The 16,436-nt window shown below is 43.5% G+C and carries 14 protein-coding genes and 1 tRNA gene; 7 read left to right on the forward strand and 8 right to left on the reverse strand.

All coding sequences use genetic code 11. The features are described 5' to 3' along the window. The 3 genes from A1QO_RS03155 to hutC form a co-directional block, all read right to left on the reverse strand. Positions 1-621, reverse strand: a 621-nt coding sequence (locus A1QO_RS03155; protein WP_017041370.1) for an arginase family protein, incomplete at its 3' end; no start/stop codon positions are given. Beyond that, positions 614-1,891, reverse strand: a complete 1,278-nt coding sequence (gene hutI, locus A1QO_RS03160; RefSeq protein ID WP_017041371.1) for an imidazolonepropionase — start codon at positions 1,889-1,891, stop codon at positions 614-616. The genes A1QO_RS03155 and hutI, both read right to left, overlap by 8 nt. 110 nt (positions 1,892-2,001) lie before the next feature. Further along, the gene (gene hutC / locus A1QO_RS03165; protein ID WP_017035347.1) at positions 2,002-2,712 is read right to left on the reverse strand and encodes a histidine utilization repressor; all 711 of its coding nucleotides are present in this window, start codon (positions 2,710-2,712) and stop codon (positions 2,002-2,004) included. Positions 2,713-2,926: 214 nt separating this feature from the next. Here hutC and yqfB point away from each other — a divergent pair, with 214 nt between their 5' ends. After that, positions 2,927-3,241, forward strand: a complete 315-nt coding sequence (yqfB, locus tag A1QO_RS03170; RefSeq protein ID WP_017039884.1) for a N(4)-acetylcytidine aminohydrolase — start codon at positions 2,927-2,929, stop codon at positions 3,239-3,241. Positions 3,242-3,364: 123 nt separating this feature from the next. On the opposite strand, the gene A1QO_RS03175 is transcribed toward yqfB, so the two are convergent. Both A1QO_RS03175 and efpL read right to left on the reverse strand, forming a co-directional pair. Next, entirely contained in the window at positions 3,365-3,694 is a 330-nt protein-coding gene (locus A1QO_RS03175) for an HI1450 family dsDNA-mimic protein (protein WP_017035349.1), read from the reverse strand. 5 nt (positions 3,695-3,699) lie between these two features. Next, on the reverse strand, positions 3,700-4,266 hold the full coding sequence (gene efpL / locus A1QO_RS03180) for an elongation factor P-like protein EfpL (protein ID WP_017035350.1): 567 nt from the start codon (positions 4,264-4,266) through the stop codon (positions 3,700-3,702). Positions 4,267-4,398: 132 nt separating this feature from the next. On the opposite strand from efpL, the gene A1QO_RS03185 reads away from it, so the two are divergent. Beyond that, positions 4,399-5,166 carry a nucleotidyltransferase domain-containing protein gene (locus A1QO_RS03185; RefSeq protein ID WP_017035351.1) on the forward strand — a complete coding sequence of 256 codons (768 nt, stop codon included), beginning with the start codon at positions 4,399-4,401 and terminating at the stop codon, positions 5,164-5,166. Between the two features lie 176 nt (positions 5,167-5,342). Further along, positions 5,343-7,451 (forward strand): PTS sugar transporter subunit IIC/EAL domain-containing protein, encoded by a 2,109-nt coding sequence (locus A1QO_RS03190; protein ID WP_017036975.1) that lies wholly within the window; start codon positions 5,343-5,345, stop codon positions 7,449-7,451. 5 nt (positions 7,452-7,456) lie between these two features. On the opposite strand, the gene A1QO_RS03195 is transcribed toward A1QO_RS03190, so the two are convergent. The 3 genes from A1QO_RS03195 to A1QO_RS03205 all read right to left on the reverse strand — a co-directional run bounded on the left by A1QO_RS03195 (position 7,457) and on the right by A1QO_RS03205 (position 12,626). Beyond that, positions 7,457-9,820, reverse strand: coding sequence for a DNA polymerase II (locus tag A1QO_RS03195; RefSeq protein WP_017041372.1), 2,364 nt, complete (start codon positions 9,818-9,820; stop codon positions 7,457-7,459). Positions 9,821-10,140: 320 nt separating this feature from the next. Next, positions 10,141-12,024 carry an Lnb N-terminal periplasmic domain-containing protein gene (locus tag A1QO_RS03200; RefSeq protein WP_017041373.1) on the reverse strand — a complete coding sequence of 628 codons (1,884 nt, stop codon included), beginning with the start codon at positions 12,022-12,024 and terminating at the stop codon, positions 10,141-10,143. A 116-nt stretch (positions 12,025-12,140) separates the two neighbouring features. Further along, on the reverse strand, positions 12,141-12,626 hold the full coding sequence (locus A1QO_RS03205; protein ID WP_017039437.1) for a DUF3015 domain-containing protein: 486 nt from the start codon (positions 12,624-12,626) through the stop codon (positions 12,141-12,143). Positions 12,627-13,000: 374 nt separating this feature from the next. Here A1QO_RS03205 and uvrY point away from each other — a divergent pair, with 374 nt between their 5' ends. The 4 genes from uvrY (at position 13,001) to A1QO_RS03225 (ending at position 16,385) form a co-directional block, all read left to right on the forward strand. Beyond that, positions 13,001-13,645 carry a UvrY/SirA/GacA family response regulator transcription factor gene (uvrY, locus tag A1QO_RS03210; protein WP_017033557.1) on the forward strand — a complete coding sequence of 215 codons (645 nt, stop codon included), beginning with the start codon at positions 13,001-13,003 and terminating at the stop codon, positions 13,643-13,645. Then, entirely contained in the window at positions 13,645-15,477 is a 1,833-nt protein-coding gene (uvrC, locus tag A1QO_RS03215) for an excinuclease ABC subunit UvrC (protein ID WP_017033558.1), read from the forward strand. Before uvrY ends, uvrC begins: the two co-directional genes overlap by 1 nt. 47 nt (positions 15,478-15,524) lie before the next feature. Beyond that, entirely contained in the window at positions 15,525-16,082 is a 558-nt protein-coding gene (gene pgsA / locus A1QO_RS03220) for a CDP-diacylglycerol--glycerol-3-phosphate 3-phosphatidyltransferase (protein ID WP_017033559.1), read from the forward strand. Between the two features lie 229 nt (positions 16,083-16,311). Next, positions 16,312-16,385 (forward strand) — tRNA-Cys (locus A1QO_RS03225). Positions 16,386-16,436: the final 51 nt, after the last annotated feature.

A 16,436-nucleotide genomic window follows, 5' to 3' on the forward strand; every position in this document is an offset into this window, starting at 1 on the left:
GCGACTCACTCCCAAACATGCGTAGTGAAAACCCCAGCCGTTGCTCTGACAGTAGCGGCTAATTTGATTAAAGGGTGTACCAGAACTGGGGTTAACGTCAGCATGATTGCTTTCAAAAGCACGAAGATCAAAATGCGCATCAAAGTTAATGATTCCAATCTTGGGTTTGAGCTCAGGTGCCTTACTTTTTAAATGGTTGGCTAACCCCAAGAACGACGGCCAGGCGACTTCATGCCCACCCCCAAGCGTAATTACAGGTGAGCGGGCGAGGGCAGTTGTAATCACTTGCGCACATTGCGCTTGGCTATCTTCGAGTTGATCGTCTTCACAAGCAACATTACCTAAATCGACAAGTGATACGTTTTTATGCCAGGCCATATTGGCTAACGCTTGGCGAATCAAATTTGGTGCCTTCTTCGCGCCAATTCGTCCTTTATTTCTTGCGACGCCTGCATCGCTAGGAAACCCTAAGATACTGACAAAGTTGTCGGTGGTATTAAGATCATAAGCTTGCATTTTCTTCACGACATGATGAACGCGCTTACCAAGCTCTGCGTCTTCGGCATCATGTCGACCTTGCCAGTGGAATGTGTGATCAGTAACGGTGTGTGGGTTAGTCATTGTTATGCCCTTCACGGTGATATAACGCGCCGTTAACGATGCGCGCCGCTAAATTAGGGACGCCGACTTGGTAGCTGAGATCGGCGGGATGAGCGATGTCCCATATGGCTAAATCGGCATCGAAGCCAAATTGCAGTTGTCCTCGAGTTGTTCCATGCCCGATGGCTTGGGCGGCATGACAGGTCACCCCTCGGAGTGCTTCTTCTGGTGTGAGGCCAAATAAAGTGCAGCCCATGTTCATCATCATCGTCAAGTCAGCGAACGGTGAGGTTCCAGGGTTAAAATCCGTAGCGATTGCCATGGGAATGCGATTATCTCGGAGCAGTTGAATGGGAGGACGCTGTGTCTCTCGCAGAAAATAAAAAGCGCCGGGCAATAATGTGGCAACGGTATTGGTGCTGGCGAGCGCCTGTACTCCTTCAAGATCGAGATACTCAATATGATCAACAGACAGCCCATCAAAGCTTGCCGTGAGGGCACTGCCTCCGAGGTTCGACAGCTGCTCCGTATGGCCTTTAACACGTAAACCGTGCTGTTGAGCGGCCTGGAAAAGTTGTTTTGTTTGTTTGAGGTTAAACCCTATGGACTCACAGAAAACATCGACAGATGAAGCGAGTTTCTCTTCTGCGACCAAAGGAATCATCTCTTGGCAGATGAGTTCAATATATTGGTCCGATTTTCCTTTGTATTCCGGAGGGGTCGTGTGCGCCGCGAGTAATGTGGTCTCTACTTTTATCGGTACATGACGTTCAAGAGCTTTGGCGGCGCGTAACATTTTCACTTCATCATTTAATGCCAAACCGTAGCCCGATTTAACTTCAACGGAGGTAACGCCAGTGTTTATAAGCCCTTTCACGCGGGGAATAGCAAGCTCGACTAATTGTTCTTCTGTGGCTTTACGGGTTGCTTCTACGGTAGCGAGAATACCACCACCTTGGTTCGCGATTTCGGTATAAGGCACACCTTGAAGGCGCATTTCAAATTCGTTTGAGCGATTGCCAGCAAAGACGATATGAGTATGAGCATCAATAAGGCCCGGCGTGACTAGCTTATTCTTACAGTCATAAATAGGGCCCGCTACCGAATGGTGCCCGTTTGGGTTACCTAAAAGCACATTGCCCGAGGATAAATCGCTCTGGTCTTGAATTGAGGCGATCTTACCGTTTTTTAGTTGGACGACTTTTTCAGTGCTGACCTGGTAGCCTTCTTTACCTGGTGTCATCGACACAAGACGAGCATTGATAAGCGTAAGATCGGTAACGGATGTCATGAACGGCCTCAATGGATATTAAATGTATATACAATTAATAGTTCAACTCAAGCAGGCTGACAAGATGAATGTTACAAAAATGTGATCGTGATTTAGTGTGATGTGCTCAATTAGATGAGAATCTTAGAGCTTAATTTGTATTTTGACGCTGGATGGTAGAGTAAAGCAGTGCTGACTAAGTTCTCTTCACTCCAGGTGCGTCTATGCAGCAATAAGCAAGGTTCGTTGGTGGTCAGTGCTAATGCTGTTTTGACGTTATCCTCTGGTGAAATAGCTTCCACCGTATGCTCAATTGCGTTAAGCGGGCAGTTGTCAGAAAGATATTGATTGGGCGTGATGGCAGAGAAATCTTGTTGTAAATATTGGGGAACGTAACGTGGATTTACCCATCTCAGTTCTAGTTGAATTGGTTTGTTATCTTCAAAGTGTATGATTTCACTATAATAAACTTCTTTCCCTAGCATGATTCCGAGTTGTGTAGCAATGCGTTCATCAGCTTCGATTGAGGTTTGTGACACAACGAGATTGTGGTAGTTCTTACCACGTTGCGCGACTTCTTCAGCAATATTTCGTATGTCCAAAAGTGGAGATTGTGCTTTTTCTGGTATTGCGCAAACAAACGTCCCAGCTCGCGGTTTACGTTGCAGTTTTCCTTCGTTAACCAAATCTCTAATCGCTTTATTAACGGTCATCCGGCTGACATCAAATTGTTTGGTCAGTTCGACTTCTGTGGTAATTCTATGCCCGACAGGCCAGTTCCCCGATTGTATTTGTTCAGAAATAAAGTGTTTGATCTGGATGTAAAGAGGAACGTTGCTCATAAGACGACTCGAAATAATTGACTATACAAATAGTGAGTTAATTGGAGAGTGATTGCAAACCATAGGCGATGAAATATGACGAGCATACTATTCTATTGAGAAATTCATTCGACATTTGCATGGCAGAATAAAGCTCATAGGCGAGTATCAACTGGCGGGTTCTCGTTGTACAATCCAGCAATCATAGAGAAAGAAAAAATACAGAGAAATAGGCATGTCTTACCCCACCGAAATGACATTTTTTGAACGATTTGAAGCTGATATTTTATCGGGCGAGAAAACCATCACGATTCGAGATAAAAGCGAATGCGATTATCATGTTGGAAGTGTGGTTGATGTTAAAACCTTGGAAGAAGGACGTTGGTTTTGTCAGCTACACATTCAGTCTGTGGAGCCGATTCTATTGAGCCAATTATCCGATTTTCATGCTGAGCAAGAGAATATGACGCTGGATGTACTAAAAAGTGTGGTTGAAGATATTTATCCCGGTATCACGGAATTGTACGTGATCAGTTATCGCCTAGTTTAATGACTTTTATTTGGTTATTTTAAGTTGAGTCTAATAGATCAGCGATGTTTTGAGTCGACAAAAAAACGCCAAGCGTATATCAATAACAGTTTGGCGTTGTTAACCGAGTTGGCTTAACGCGAATTAATCGCGCTTCCAAAGCATGTGACAGAACTTATTATCTGGGTCTCTGCTGACTAGCATACGAGCAAAGACATCATCAAGAACATCGCTGTCTTCATCAACAAGGCCAATCCGAACTTCTGCGTAAACGTCCTTATCGACATCGAAGCCCACGTGCTCAGGCCAATCCTCACCAGTTTCAACTAATTCCGCTGCTCCACGTTCTTCAAATTGAGCTGTAAATAGAATCACATCAACAGGCTCTAGGTTGTCGGGTGCCATTTCAAGAAAAATGTCGTAGGCAGCATCGATTACGTCATCATAAGAGATCAGGTTTTGCTCATCAGACATAAGGGTTACGCTCGGCTCATGTATTTGCGTTCAGCAATATTAACGATAACGCGATCGCCTGTAGCGATGTACTCTGGGACTTGAATAGACAGACCAGTAGCGAAACGTGCTGGCTTTGTACGAGCCGATGCCGATGCGCCTTTAATTGACGGATCTGTTTCTTCGATAACAAGCTCAACCGTTGATGGCAACTCAAGCCCAGCAACTTTTTCGTTTACGATAACGACATGCATACCTTGAGTCTCTTCATTGATGAACATGAGATCATCTTCGATGTCGCTCTTGTTGAAGGTATATTGGGTATAGTCTTCGTTATCCATAAAGATGTATTCATCACCATCTACGTATGAAAAGGTAGACTGACGCTTGTACATTTCAACCGTTTCTACAACGTCATCGGCTTTTAAACGCTCATCAACACGAGCACCGTTGGACAGGTCAGTACAACGCATTTTGTAGATCTTAGTTCCGCCACGGCCACCAGGGGTGGTTACTTCAATTTCTTTAACAAGTAGAGTTTTGCCGTTTGATTCAATAGCAAACCCTTTTTTAATTTCACTGGCTCTAGGCATCAGAGGGATCCTTTGTATTTAGGTTGGGGGCATTATAGCAATTAAGTGGCAAGAAGGAATATCTTGATCGAATTCGTTGTCTGAGAGATCATAAAGATAGAATCCTTTTATTGAGTGTATTTGATACCTTTCATGACTCTTTCTGTAATTGACCCGAAACAACCTTTCCAAATCGACTATCAAGCCGCCGTTAATGACTTAGTTAAGTTTTTAAGGGGTGGGTTGGGCGAAAACCTCCACAGTATTTATCTCTATGGCAGTGTTGCAAGAAAGACGGCAAAACCTGGGCAATCAAATCTCGATGTGATCGTGGTGACGAACCGTTCGTTTAATGATTCGAGAACGACGTTACTCAATACGATCAAATGGCGTTTTCAACAAAGTTTTAGCCATATAACTGAAGTCTCCATAAAAACGGCATTATTGTCCGAAGTCGCCACATTGGAGAGTATATTTTCTTGGGGGTTTCAACTAAGACACTGTTCGGTGTGTATATACGGCGACGATTTATCCGAATGCTTTGGTGACTATGAGCCCAGCTGGGAAATAGCCAAGCACTGGAACATGGATGTAGAAGACTGGGTCGCGGTTTATCGAAATCGAATAGCTCGTGCAAGTTCACCACAAGAGCAAGTCAGGGCACAGAAAATAATTGCCAAGAAATTACTGCGCGCGAGCCATTCTCTGGTCATGTACCGAGACAAACTTTGGCTGGAGGATCCCTCTGAATGTGGCGAGCACTTTCTGCGGTTTTATCCAATGAAAAAAACCGAGATAGACAGACTCAAAATATTGCTGACAGGAAGAGTAATACCAAAGCGTTCGGTGATCGGGATACTGGACAGCTTTGGCGATTGGCTCGTCGAACAGTATAAAAAAACTGAGTTTCGAATCGGTTAGTTATTTTCTGCTTAATACATATGAAGCTTCAACATCCTATCTGAACCCATCATATCGTTCTTAGCCCTTCATTGCCTGGGAAGTGATGCAAAACCTTTTCCAATCATTGCCCAGAAACAAGACAACTTACCCATATGTGCTAAATTATAAAAAGGCCAGTAAGTTTAAGGGAAACGATGGGCATGATCGTCACGAGACTCCAGTCAACATGGAATGTTATTGAAGGTTTTAGTCTCAAGTTTATAACACCCTCGTTGCTTGCTCTTCGAGAAGGCATGATTTGGCTATTGCCCTGTTTAATGTTGTCCTCCTTCTTTCTCTTCTTTGCCAGCATGGGCGAGTTTGTTTTTGGTCGAAGGACGGAGTGGGTAACATCGCTGTATGCTATTCATGGTTCGATAGCGAGTTTTTTCCCTTTTCTAATGACAGCAGCGCTGTCGTATGTGTTAGCTATGCAGTGGAAATTACCACGCCCGCCTGTTGCCTTGCTGTCTGTTCTTTACCTAGTGGTGATCGGTGAAGTCTTACCTAATCAACAATCAGTACAAACGTTTAATATTATTATCGCGATAATCACGCCGTTGTACGCCACTCCTATATTAGCCAGTTTATTGAAATTAGGCAGTTTGAAAATAACTCGGTCTAATAGTGGTGGGAAAATTGTTAAAGAATCCCTAAATTTAGTGCTACCAGCCACGATCACCGGAGTGATTGTGATGATCGTGAACAGCCTGATTTTTACCGGATTAACGGGCAATCATTTATTGTCTGCGGTTTATTTGGACTATGCCAATGAGCCTTATACATTTGGAATGGTATTCGCGGCATTAAATTCAACGCTGTGGTTTATCGGTATTCACGGATACTACGCGTTGCTCCCCTTGGTTGACTATTTACAAGAAGCAACCAACTTAAGTTACTCTACGTTTTTAGCAGGGAGTACGGGGCCGTATCCTATGAATTTATCTTTCATGGGTTCGTTTGTGTTCATTGGAGGAAGCGGTGCTACGCTTTCTTTGGTTTTGGCACTGCTGGTCTTTTCTGAACAAAAAGCACTCCAGGTTATTGCTTTAGCGAGTATTCCCATTGGTCTAATAAACGTCAATGAGATTTTGTTGTTTGGCCTTCCAATTATCTTTAACCCACGGCTGTTTTTCCCATTTTTTTTAGTGCCTATCGTCAATGTCTGTACCTCCATGTTTGCGATTCAGTCTGGGTGGGTATCGGTGCCTGTTGTGTCTGTCCCCTTTAATAGCCCGGTATTAATTAATGCCTGGATATCGACAAATGGCGACGTTGGCGCGCTCGGCCTTCAACTCTTTAATGTATTGATTGGTACTTTGATTTATCTGCCTGCGGTGCGAGGGCTCAATAAGGTCTATGCAAACCGAAAAATCGATTTCCCATTCTTAGATACCACTTATACGCGCCGTCAAGAAGAGGCTGAAACGCTCCGTGAAGATCCGATTGCGATCGCTCAAAGCGAAGAAAAAAAGGCGAAATCATTGGAAGATCAACTGGAGGTCATCAGTCATAAAGAGTTTTGTATGGAATATCAGCCCCAGATCTGTTCGCTCACGGGTAAAGTGGTAGGGTGTGAAGCGTTAGTGAGGGCCACATCAAGCAGTGGAGAGTTAGTGTATCCTGGCGCTTTTATCCCTTGGCTTGAAGAAGCTGGGTTAATGAAAGATCTTGATGTCTGGGTGTTTAAACAAGTAGCGAAAGATATCCAGATTTGGAATAAAAGCGGTAATAGGACTTCGGTTAGCATCAATATTTCTCCAGAAACATTAGTGACTGAAGATGTGATGACGCCAATATTAAAAGCGATCACACCCGTCGCCAGCCAAATCAATATCGAAATTACGGAAGAAACTTTGCTGGTGGATGAGCAGAAGCTGATGATGTCTTTTAATCGGTTACAAAACTTGGGCGTAAAAGTCTACATTGACGACTTTGGTACTGGCTTTTCTTCTTTAAGCTACCTGAACCGATTTAATATTGATGCGATAAAGATAGACCGTTCTTTCGTTCTAGCACTAAGCTCCGAAAAGGGGAGAAAGGTTTTCACAAGCATCCTGTCTATTGCGACAAGACTTGATATTTCAGTTGTGGTAGAAGGGATTGAAACCCTTGAACAGCTTAGCTTCATTCCCAAAAGTGATACGATATCAGTTCAAGGTTGGTATTATAGCCGCTCTCTTCCTAGTAAGAGTTACAGGGAATATTGTCACCTCAATGAACAACTCACAATAGATAATGGCCAAGATGTATCAGCCCGCTAAGACCATTAAAATAGACCGAGTTGCGGTTCAGTAAGGCGAGTGAAATCTAAACCAATGAAAGGCAGGATTGCATCACCAATAGGCTTGAGCTGTTTATCAATATAGTGTTGGTAATCAATGGCGCTTTTTCGATACTCATGTGGCTCAGGGCCATTGATTGTAATGATATACGCGATTAATCCTTTGTTTTGATATTGCAACGGCCGCCCAAGTTGTTGGTTCACTTCATCAGCCAGACGCGCCGCTCTCACCTGAGGAGGCACATTCTTTTGATATTCATGCAGTTTACGTCTTAATCTCTTCTGGTAAATGAGTTGGTCATCGTATTGGCCCGCGAGTGTGGCTTCCACAAATTGCCTCACGTACAGTTTTGGACACTGACCGTGAAATATCAGCTGGTAAAGTGTTTGCTGAAATTGTTGTGACAGAGGCGTCCAATCGGTTCTGGCACTTTCTAGCCCTTTAAAGATTATCTGCTCTTGGGCGCCTTCCCCTTTTAATCCTGCATAACGCTTCTTCGATCCTTTTTCCTCACCGCGAATCGTCGGCATGAGAAATTTTCGGTAATGAGTTTCGTATTCCAACTCTAACATTGAAGTGAGCTGATATTCTGATTTGAGGTGGCTATCCCACCAGGCATTGATTTTTTTCACAAGCATTTGACCTATCTGGTCAGCCTCATTCTGGCTGCATTGCTTGTTCAGGGAAACAAAGGTTGAGTCTGTGTCACCGTAGATCACTTGGTAACCTTCCGCTTCAATCAATACCTTGGTTTTTTTCATGATTTCGTGACCGCGCATGGTAATACTCGATGCCAGCCGAGTATCAAAAAATCGGCAACCAGACGAACCGAGAACCCCATAAAATGAATTCATGATAATCTTAATCGCTTGAGAGAAAGCTTTGTCGTTCCTTTGTTTTGCGAGGTCTCGTGCTTTCCACAGATCTTCAATCATTTGAGGAAGAAAGTGTTTGGAGCGATGAAACTGACCACCACGAAAACCTGGAACCGCTTGTTCATTGCCGATTCCTATTTCTTGTTTTAGCCCTTCAATTAAGCCCATTGGGTCTATTAGAAAAGAGCGAATGATCGACGGGTAAAGGCTTTTAAAGTCGAGCACTAATACGGAATCATAAAGGCCTGGCTGTGAGTCCATCACATAACCGCCGGGGCTGGCGAGCCAGTTCTCTGGTTCTAGATTCGGAGCCACATAGCCAGAACGATGTATCTGCGGCAAATAGAGGTTGGTGAAGGCTGCAACAGAGCCCCCAATTCGGTCCAGCTCAACTCCGGTTAAACGCGAACGCTCGATGGCAAAATCAATGAGATGGGTTTTCTCAAAGATTCGGTTAACCAAAACACAATCTTGTAAGTTGTATTTCGCCAAAGAGGGTTTATCTTGGCGAAACATTCGATTGATTTCATCCATGCGGTCATGAACATTATGAATGCTTTTGCCTTCCCCTAGCATTTCTTGGGACACGGATTCCAATGACCAAGATCGAAAGTGATAGGTGGCGGTTTTGAGTGTGTCAATGCCATCCATGACAACACGACCAGGGAGAGTAATGAAGCTCTGCTGGGTACTCACTGACGTTCGGAAGTAGCTCATTTGCCTAGCTCGACCTAGCGTTAATTTGACCTTGTTGAACTCGGCTCTTTTATGAAGAAGACGAAAATCAAAATCAATAACGTTCCAGCCGATAATGACATCAGGATCAAACTCAGCAAACCAACGGAGTAGCGCCTGTAAAAGAGCCTTCTCATCATCAACCCATTCAATGGGGGTCTCACTGTCTTCTTTCTGGCCAATCATAATGACGCGACTGTCCATCTTGCTGTCTAATCCAATCGAGTAGAGGATGCCTTTCTCTGAGCATTCAATATCCAAAGAGACCACATTGAGGTTCGGAATGTAGTCACCCTGTCGACACTTAGCGTGAGTGACTTTTGTGTAAGATGGCCTAGCTTGAATTTGACCGGTGTATTCAATGCTTCCTTTAATGAAACGTTCCATTAAAAAACGATCAGTTAATCGCACGTCTGATTCTAAAGTTAAAATCTCACGATTTTTTAGCGCGTCGTCCAAACGATGTGCATCACGTATTGTTGTGCAGTAACAGGCAGCCAGATTAATACCATCGAAGCTTTTGAGCGATAAGGGTTTGACTTCAAGAGAAAGGTTTAGGTCGGAAGCAATTGACATCACTTTTTGGCGCTGACTGTCGTGAATGAAAAAGACGCACTTTTCACCTTTTACGATGATTTGAACGGGGCCCTGTTCAGTACTTAGCCATAAGTCAATTTGTGTTTGGCCGACGGTATCACGTGCTTGGCGAGTTAATACAAAACCTTGGTTAATAGCCAAACAACTTGCCTCACAAATTATAGTGTTCTAAAAAAAGAGTGACCTAAACAAATAGATAGTTATCAAAGCAATAGTGACTTGAAAATAAAGCTATCTAAACACCAGTTATGTAAAAAAGAAAAGGCTACGTTATGTAGCCTCTCTAGTGTAACAAATATTCCGCCTAACAAGTAACAGATAGAACTGTGGCGAATAGGGAGAAAAGTCACCGTACAGCAATCCTGCTACTATCATTCAACAATTATTCTCATTCAACAACGACTATCAACATTCGCAATTACGCTCAACATGCCGTAATAGAACAGCCTAGATTAAATATGCTAGTAATAGAGATAGGCGGTGAGTTTTGCTGACGTATCTTCTCTAGTCCAATGTTGGTAGCTTACTTGGCTGCGTACTGCCCAGTGACGATTCAATGTCCAGTGCCAACTTGCCGTTGCGCTTGAGTTTTGCTCGGCATTGGAGTCAATAAGGGCTAAGTATTGGCCTTGTAACCCAATTCGGTGCTGGTCGGCCACTTGATACAATAAGCCCGCTTCAACGCCAATACCGACAGTGGCGTCATACTGGGTTAGTTGGCCACCACTCAACTCTGTCGATAGCAGTGAATACGCATGGAGCTTGTCGGCTTGCCCCCAGGCTTTACCCACACCAGCTTGGCCAAACCAACGTCCTGCGAGTTTATCTGTGCTTGGTTTACGGTCAAAGCCCGCTCGGACATTCCATGCCAAGCTGTTGAAAATGCGATTACTTGGCGCAAGCGACATTGCATCAAGTAAATACAAGCGGTCAAGGCGGGTGTTTGAATCTTCATCAATACTGAGTTGTGTATCTAGAAAGCTGATCTGGGCACCAGGAATAAACCCAGCCTGAGAATCCAGTAAATCATGATACGCAGCACGCCATTCAAGAGTGGCTTTGTCGGTACTGTTATTACTCGTTTGCAGTCCTAAGCCGACTCGGGCCGATGCGTGTCCTTGCTCTGGGGATATCTCTGGCACAGGCACAGAAGCAAAAGGAGAATCGACTTTAATTCTGCTTCGCTGATACAGAAGTTGAGTCAGTTGCTTTGCTTTGGCGTCACGGTCTAGACCGTCTTCGTATAACTCAAAATTTAACCATTCATAGGCGAACTCTAATATGGCCGCACGCTCATCTTCGTCAAATTCGACATCGGACGGGAATTCTCCTTGTTTGGCTCGAATTGAGGCATCAAATAAACGTTGATCAATCTCATTGGCTTGATGTAGTAATCGAGTTCCAAACGCTTCGCGATATCGCGGCGTTTCAAGAAGCCCGTTTTTTGCCAAAGCTTCCACCGTATCCGATGGGATAGCTTGAAGAGGGAAGTCAGTAATGAGTGATAAATCATCGCGAGCGAGTTCCAACAACGCTAACAGTTGATATGAGCAATTCTCATCTAAGAAATAGTAGTCGAATTCAGCACGTTGCATTTCCCACAAATGGAGTAAAACACGATTTACTTCACTTTCAGTGAAATTGAGCTTGTATTCCCAAATGTCTCGAGATTCGATGTCGTTGTATTCTCGAACTTTTCGATAATAGGGCATAACAGCAAAACGACCAGGGTAGCTACCAAAAAGGCCTCGCATTGCGTAAAGGGCAGGGTTATCTTGGGTTTCCGGTTCTGCCGCAAAATTGATAGCAAAAGCGACGAGCTCTTTGTGGCGTGTTTGATCCTTTGCATCAACTCTTAGTAGTGTGTGACCAAACATCGATGAAGGGTCATTCATAAAAGCGGTGGGGAAGACGAGTGTCATTCCCTCTGGATCTAACACATCAAGCCAGTTTTTAAGGTCAGGGCAATGTAGAACTGCTTCTCTACCGTGTAACGACTCAAGCCAAGAGTACCGAGCGGGATATTGGCACTGGGTGAGCTGGGCGATTTCTGAGTCTGTGCTATACAGGTTTTCGACGGTCGCTATAAGTTCTGTTTCTGGATTGACTTTGCCATCAGCGGCTAGGAAAAATTCATCCTTATCAACAGCACTTTGTAAACCACGCAAAGGCTTGTCGACATAATGCCCAAGTTTCAACCAGTAGGGATGTTGAGATAATTCAGAAAAGCTAAATTCATCAGCGTTAAAAGAGGCGCTTAACGAATTTGTAGAGCTTTGAGCGAAAGAACAAAACGTGGCACTAACGCTTATCGTTAGTGAAAAACCGACAGTCCAAAAATTCATTGTTAACCGCTATTGTTTTATAATCCATATACTTAATGGTTGTCAGAATAATGACTAACGATAGGTAAAGCTATAAAAAAGTGCCCTTGATGGGCACTTGGCGTAGTATTGTTTCACTAGATACGGTAATCAGCGAGTGTTTGATCTTGAGAGACTAACGTATTCAAGTTTGCGAACACTTCTTCTGAAGTGACGTTTTCAGATTGGAATACTTCAGCAAAATTTTCTTGCGCTAGAGTGTTAAAAGCGGCTTTGTCAGCCTGCTTAATTCCCCAAACCTCAGATAGAGTGGCAAGTGTTTCACCCTCTCCCTTAGCGATATCACGAGCCAAGTTATCTAAGTTCCCGTCGATAAATAGCGCTAGTTTTTGTGCAGAACTAATAGTACCAGTGCCATCACAGCCCAACGTTCCAAAAGTAATACCAAATGTTTGGTTACCCGATGTACCGTTAGTTGTTGCGGCTAGGACTTTAAATACTTTGCCTGATTTACCGTCAAAAATCATAGTACCAAAACCACAACCTACGTCTGTGTCAGCAATGGCAATGTTAGAAAGAGGAAGAGTCGAAGCTAGAGCAACCACTGCAAGAAGCTTTTTCATGGTATATCCTTATTGTATTGATTTGATGTTAATTATTCACGGGGTCATTGTAGCAATAAATTGTTACAGCTATATAAATAAATGAAATTAGTTGCATTTTCAACCATTCACTTAATCTATCTATTCATTCAAATGCATTACATTCTTGGATTGAGAGGTAGGGCAGGTTGTGCAGAAGACAAATTGAAGGTTACGCAGAAGACAAATAACAGCGATTACTTATCCATTTGGGCAAGAATTGCTTGCTAAAGTTTGGATTTGCGCACATATTCATTATGAGTTTCGACTCAAAAATGAGTTAAACTAAGCGAATTGTATAGCAAACCTCACACAGAGTTGTTTGCAAGAAGATTAACAAGTGTGGAGATACAAGTTTGATAAATGTTTTCCTTGTAGATGATCACGAGCTGGTTCGCACAGGGATACGACGTATTATTGAAGACGTCCGTGGTATGAACGTAGCAGGGGAAGCTGAAAGCGGTGAAGATGCTGTAAAATGGTGTCGCAACAATCATGTTGATGTCATTTTAATGGATATGAATATGCCTGGTATTGGTGGCCTAGAGGCAACCAAGAAAATTATACGTTTTAATCCTGATATAAAAATCATTGTTTTGACTGTGCATACAGAGAACCCGTTTCCTACAAAAGTGATGCAAGCCGGAGCGGCTGGTTACTTGACTAAAGGAGCTGGCCCAGATGAAATGGTCAACGCAATTCGAGTGGTTCATAGCGGACAGCGCTATATATCTCCTGCCATTGCACAGCAGATGGCGCTAAGTCAATTCTCACCTGCCTCTGAGAACCCTTTTGCCGATTTGTCTGAGCGCGAGCTTCAGATCATGATGATGATCACCAAAGGTCAAAAGGTTACAGATATTTCTGAGCAATTGAGCTTGAGCCCTAAAACAGTCAACAGCTACCGATATCGTCTATTTAGTAAATTAGACATCAGTGGTGACGTTGAACTGACTCACTTAGCGATAAGGCACGGGATGCTCGATACAGAGACGCTATAGTGCCCCAACTTTTTGATTCTGTTTCTTTTCTAAAAACTGTTACCAATCAGCCCGGTGTTTATCGAATGTATAACACCGAGGCTGTTGTTATTTATGTTGGAAAGGCCAAAGATCTTAAGAAACGCTTAACCAGCTACTTCAGAAAAAACGTTGATAGCGAGAAAACCAAAGCACTCGTCTCTAACATAGACAAAATTGACGTTACTATTACTCACACTGAGACAGAAGCGCTCATTCTTGAGCACAACTATATTAAGCAATATCTGCCTAAATATAATGTGCTATTGCGCGATGATAAATCTTATCCCTATATCTTCATTAGCGCCCATAAACACCCGCGTTTATCAATGCATCGAGGGGCTAAAAAAAAGAAAGGTGAGTATTTTGGGCCTTACCCAGATTCAGGCGCTGTCCGAGAAACCCTTCATCTATTGCAAAAAATCTTTCCTGTCAGGCAGTGTGAAGACACGGTTTACGGAAATCGAACCCGACCATGTTTAATGTACCAAATAGGCCGCTGCGCAGGGCCCTGTGTCTCTAGCCTTATTTCTGAAGAAGAATATGGCGAGTTGGTCGATTATGTTCGTTTGTTTTTGCAGGGAAAAGATCAACAAGTCTTAAAACTGCTGATTGAGAAAATGGAACAAGCCAGCACACAGCTTCGTTTTGAAGATGCGGCCCAGTTTCGTGATCAAATCCAGGCAATTCGACGCGTTCAAGAGCAGCAGTTTGTTTCTGATGACAGTATGGATGATATGGACGTCCTTGGGTTTGCCCAAGAGAACGGCATTGCCTGTATTCATATATTGATGATACGCCAAGGGAAAATACTCGGCAGTCGCAGCCATTTCCCTAAAATCCCGAACAATACGGTCAGAGAAGAGGTGTTCTACAGCTTTTTAAGTCAATACTACTTGAGCCATAACGAAGCTCGCTCTGTGCCAAATAGAATTGTCCTTAATGGCGACTTAATTACGGATACCGCCCCCATACAAGAAGCTTTGTCTAATATCGCGGGTCGAAAAGTGAATTTTCATTTGAATGCGACCAGTACAAGAGGGCGCTACCTAAAATTAGCGAATACCAATGCGCTAACTGCAATTACGACTAAGATAAACCACAAGATGACCATATCTCAGCGATTTAAGGCGCTGAGAGACGTGTTGGATATCGATAATATCGCGCGTATGGAATGCTTTGATATTTCTCACACGATGGGCGAAAGCACCATAGCGTCGTGTGTGGTGTTCAACCATGAAGGCCCGGTTAAACAAGAGTATCGTCGGTATAATATTTCCGGAATCACTGGCGGTGATGATTATGCAGCGATGGGGCAAGTATTAGAACGCCGATATTCAAAACAACTTGATGTCGACAAAATCCCAGACATTATCTTTATTGATGGGGGCAAAGGGCAGTTAAACCGAGCATTGGAAATTATTAGCCAATATTGGGGAGATTGGCCTAAGCAGCCAAGGCTATTGGGTATAGCGAAAGGGGTAACGCGTAAGCCAGGTTTAGAAACCCTAATAACCACTGAGGGTGAAGAATTCCACTTGCCGAGTGATGCACCTGCATTGCACTTAATGCAACACATACGAGATGAAAGTCACAACCATGCGATTGCCGGTCACAGAGCAAAGCGTGGAAAAACGCGTCGAACCAGTTCACTTGAAGGTATAGAAGGTGTAGGGCCAAAGCGTCGTCAGGCTTTGTTGAAGTATATGGGAGGATTGCAAGAATTAAAGCGTGCAACTGTTGAAGAAATAGCCAAAGTGCCGGGTGTGAGTCATTCTTTGGCAGAAAACATTTATCAAGCATTGAAACAATAGCAAAAATCCCGCAACATAAACGCGCAATGAATAAGAGCTTTAAAAATATGCGTTTTAATATTCCCAATATTTTGTCTTTACTACGACTTTTTCTCATTCCGGTTTTCGTCGTAGCGTTTTATCTTCCCTATTCGTGGGCGCCTTTTGCTGCCGCAATGATTTTTTGGGTTGCTGGTTTTACCGATTGGTTAGATGGCATGTTAGCTCGAAAATTAGGGCAAACATCTCGTTTTGGCGCGTTTATAGACCCTGTTGCCGATAAAGTGTTGGTGGCGACGGCACTTATCCTTATTACCGATGACTACCACACCATTTGGATTACCATTCCAGCAGTAACCATGATTGCCAGAGAAATCATTATCTCTGCATTACGTGAGTGGATGGCTGAAATCGGTAAACGAGCGAGTGTCGCAGTTTCCTGGATTGGTAAAGTGAAAACAGGCTTTCAGATGTTTGCGCTCTGGGTCCTGATATGGCAACACGATGATTGGATGGTTTGGCTAGGTTATGCGGCAATTTATATTGCGATGATTCTGACATTCTGGTCAATGATTCAGTACTTGATGGCCGCCAAAGACGATTTGTTAAGCGAAGAACATCAATGAAAAAACGGGCGTTAGCCCGTTTTTTATTAGCAGTCCATTTTCAACAGTTTAGATCTGATTTTATGACGATTTGTGGCGATTAAAACACCCAATATACCTTGTATTGAGTGCAAATTAGCCAAACGATTTAAAAATCAAAAAATAGGGTTGACTCAAACGACTGAATCCGTAGAATGCATCCCGTACCCAAAAGGAACGCAGTAAAATGCGAGCCAATTGCGGTTACGGCGGCGTGTTGGCAGAGTGGCTATGCAGCGGATTGCAAATCCGTGGACCTCGGTTCGACTCCGGGACGCGCCTCCATTTTTTAGAGAATGGAAATCTAAGCGATACTAGCTCAGTTGGTAGAGCGCA

Source organism: Vibrio genomosp. F10 str. ZF-129 (genome assembly GCF_000287055.2).
Taxonomy (GTDB): domain Bacteria; phylum Pseudomonadota; class Gammaproteobacteria; order Enterobacterales; family Vibrionaceae; genus Vibrio.

Coding starts and splice junctions, on each gene's coding strand:
- A1QO_RS03185 (WP_017035351.1), top strand. CDS start 4,399: ATGACTCTTTCTGTAATTGACCCGAAACAACCTTTCCAAATCGACTAT.
- yqfB (WP_017039884.1), top strand. CDS start 2,927: ATGTCTTACCCCACCGAAATGACATTTTTTGAACGATTTGAAGCTGAT.
- hutI (WP_017041371.1), bottom strand. CDS start 1,891: ATGACATCCGTTACCGATCTTACGCTTATCAATGCTCGTCTTGTGTCG.
- A1QO_RS03175 (WP_017035349.1), bottom strand. CDS start 3,694: ATGTCTGATGAGCAAAACCTGATCTCTTATGATGACGTAATCGATGCT.
- A1QO_RS03190 (WP_017036975.1), top strand. CDS start 5,343: ATGGGCATGATCGTCACGAGACTCCAGTCAACATGGAATGTTATTGAA.
- hutC (WP_017035347.1), bottom strand. CDS start 2,712: ATGAGCAACGTTCCTCTTTACATCCAGATCAAACACTTTATTTCTGAA.
- A1QO_RS03200 (WP_017041373.1), bottom strand. CDS start 12,024: ATGAATTTTTGGACTGTCGGTTTTTCACTAACGATAAGCGTTAGTGCC.
- A1QO_RS03205 (WP_017039437.1), bottom strand. CDS start 12,626: ATGAAAAAGCTTCTTGCAGTGGTTGCTCTAGCTTCGACTCTTCCTCTT.
- efpL (WP_017035350.1), bottom strand. CDS start 4,266: ATGCCTAGAGCCAGTGAAATTAAAAAAGGGTTTGCTATTGAATCAAAC.
- pgsA (WP_017033559.1), top strand. CDS start 15,525: ATGCGTTTTAATATTCCCAATATTTTGTCTTTACTACGACTTTTTCTC.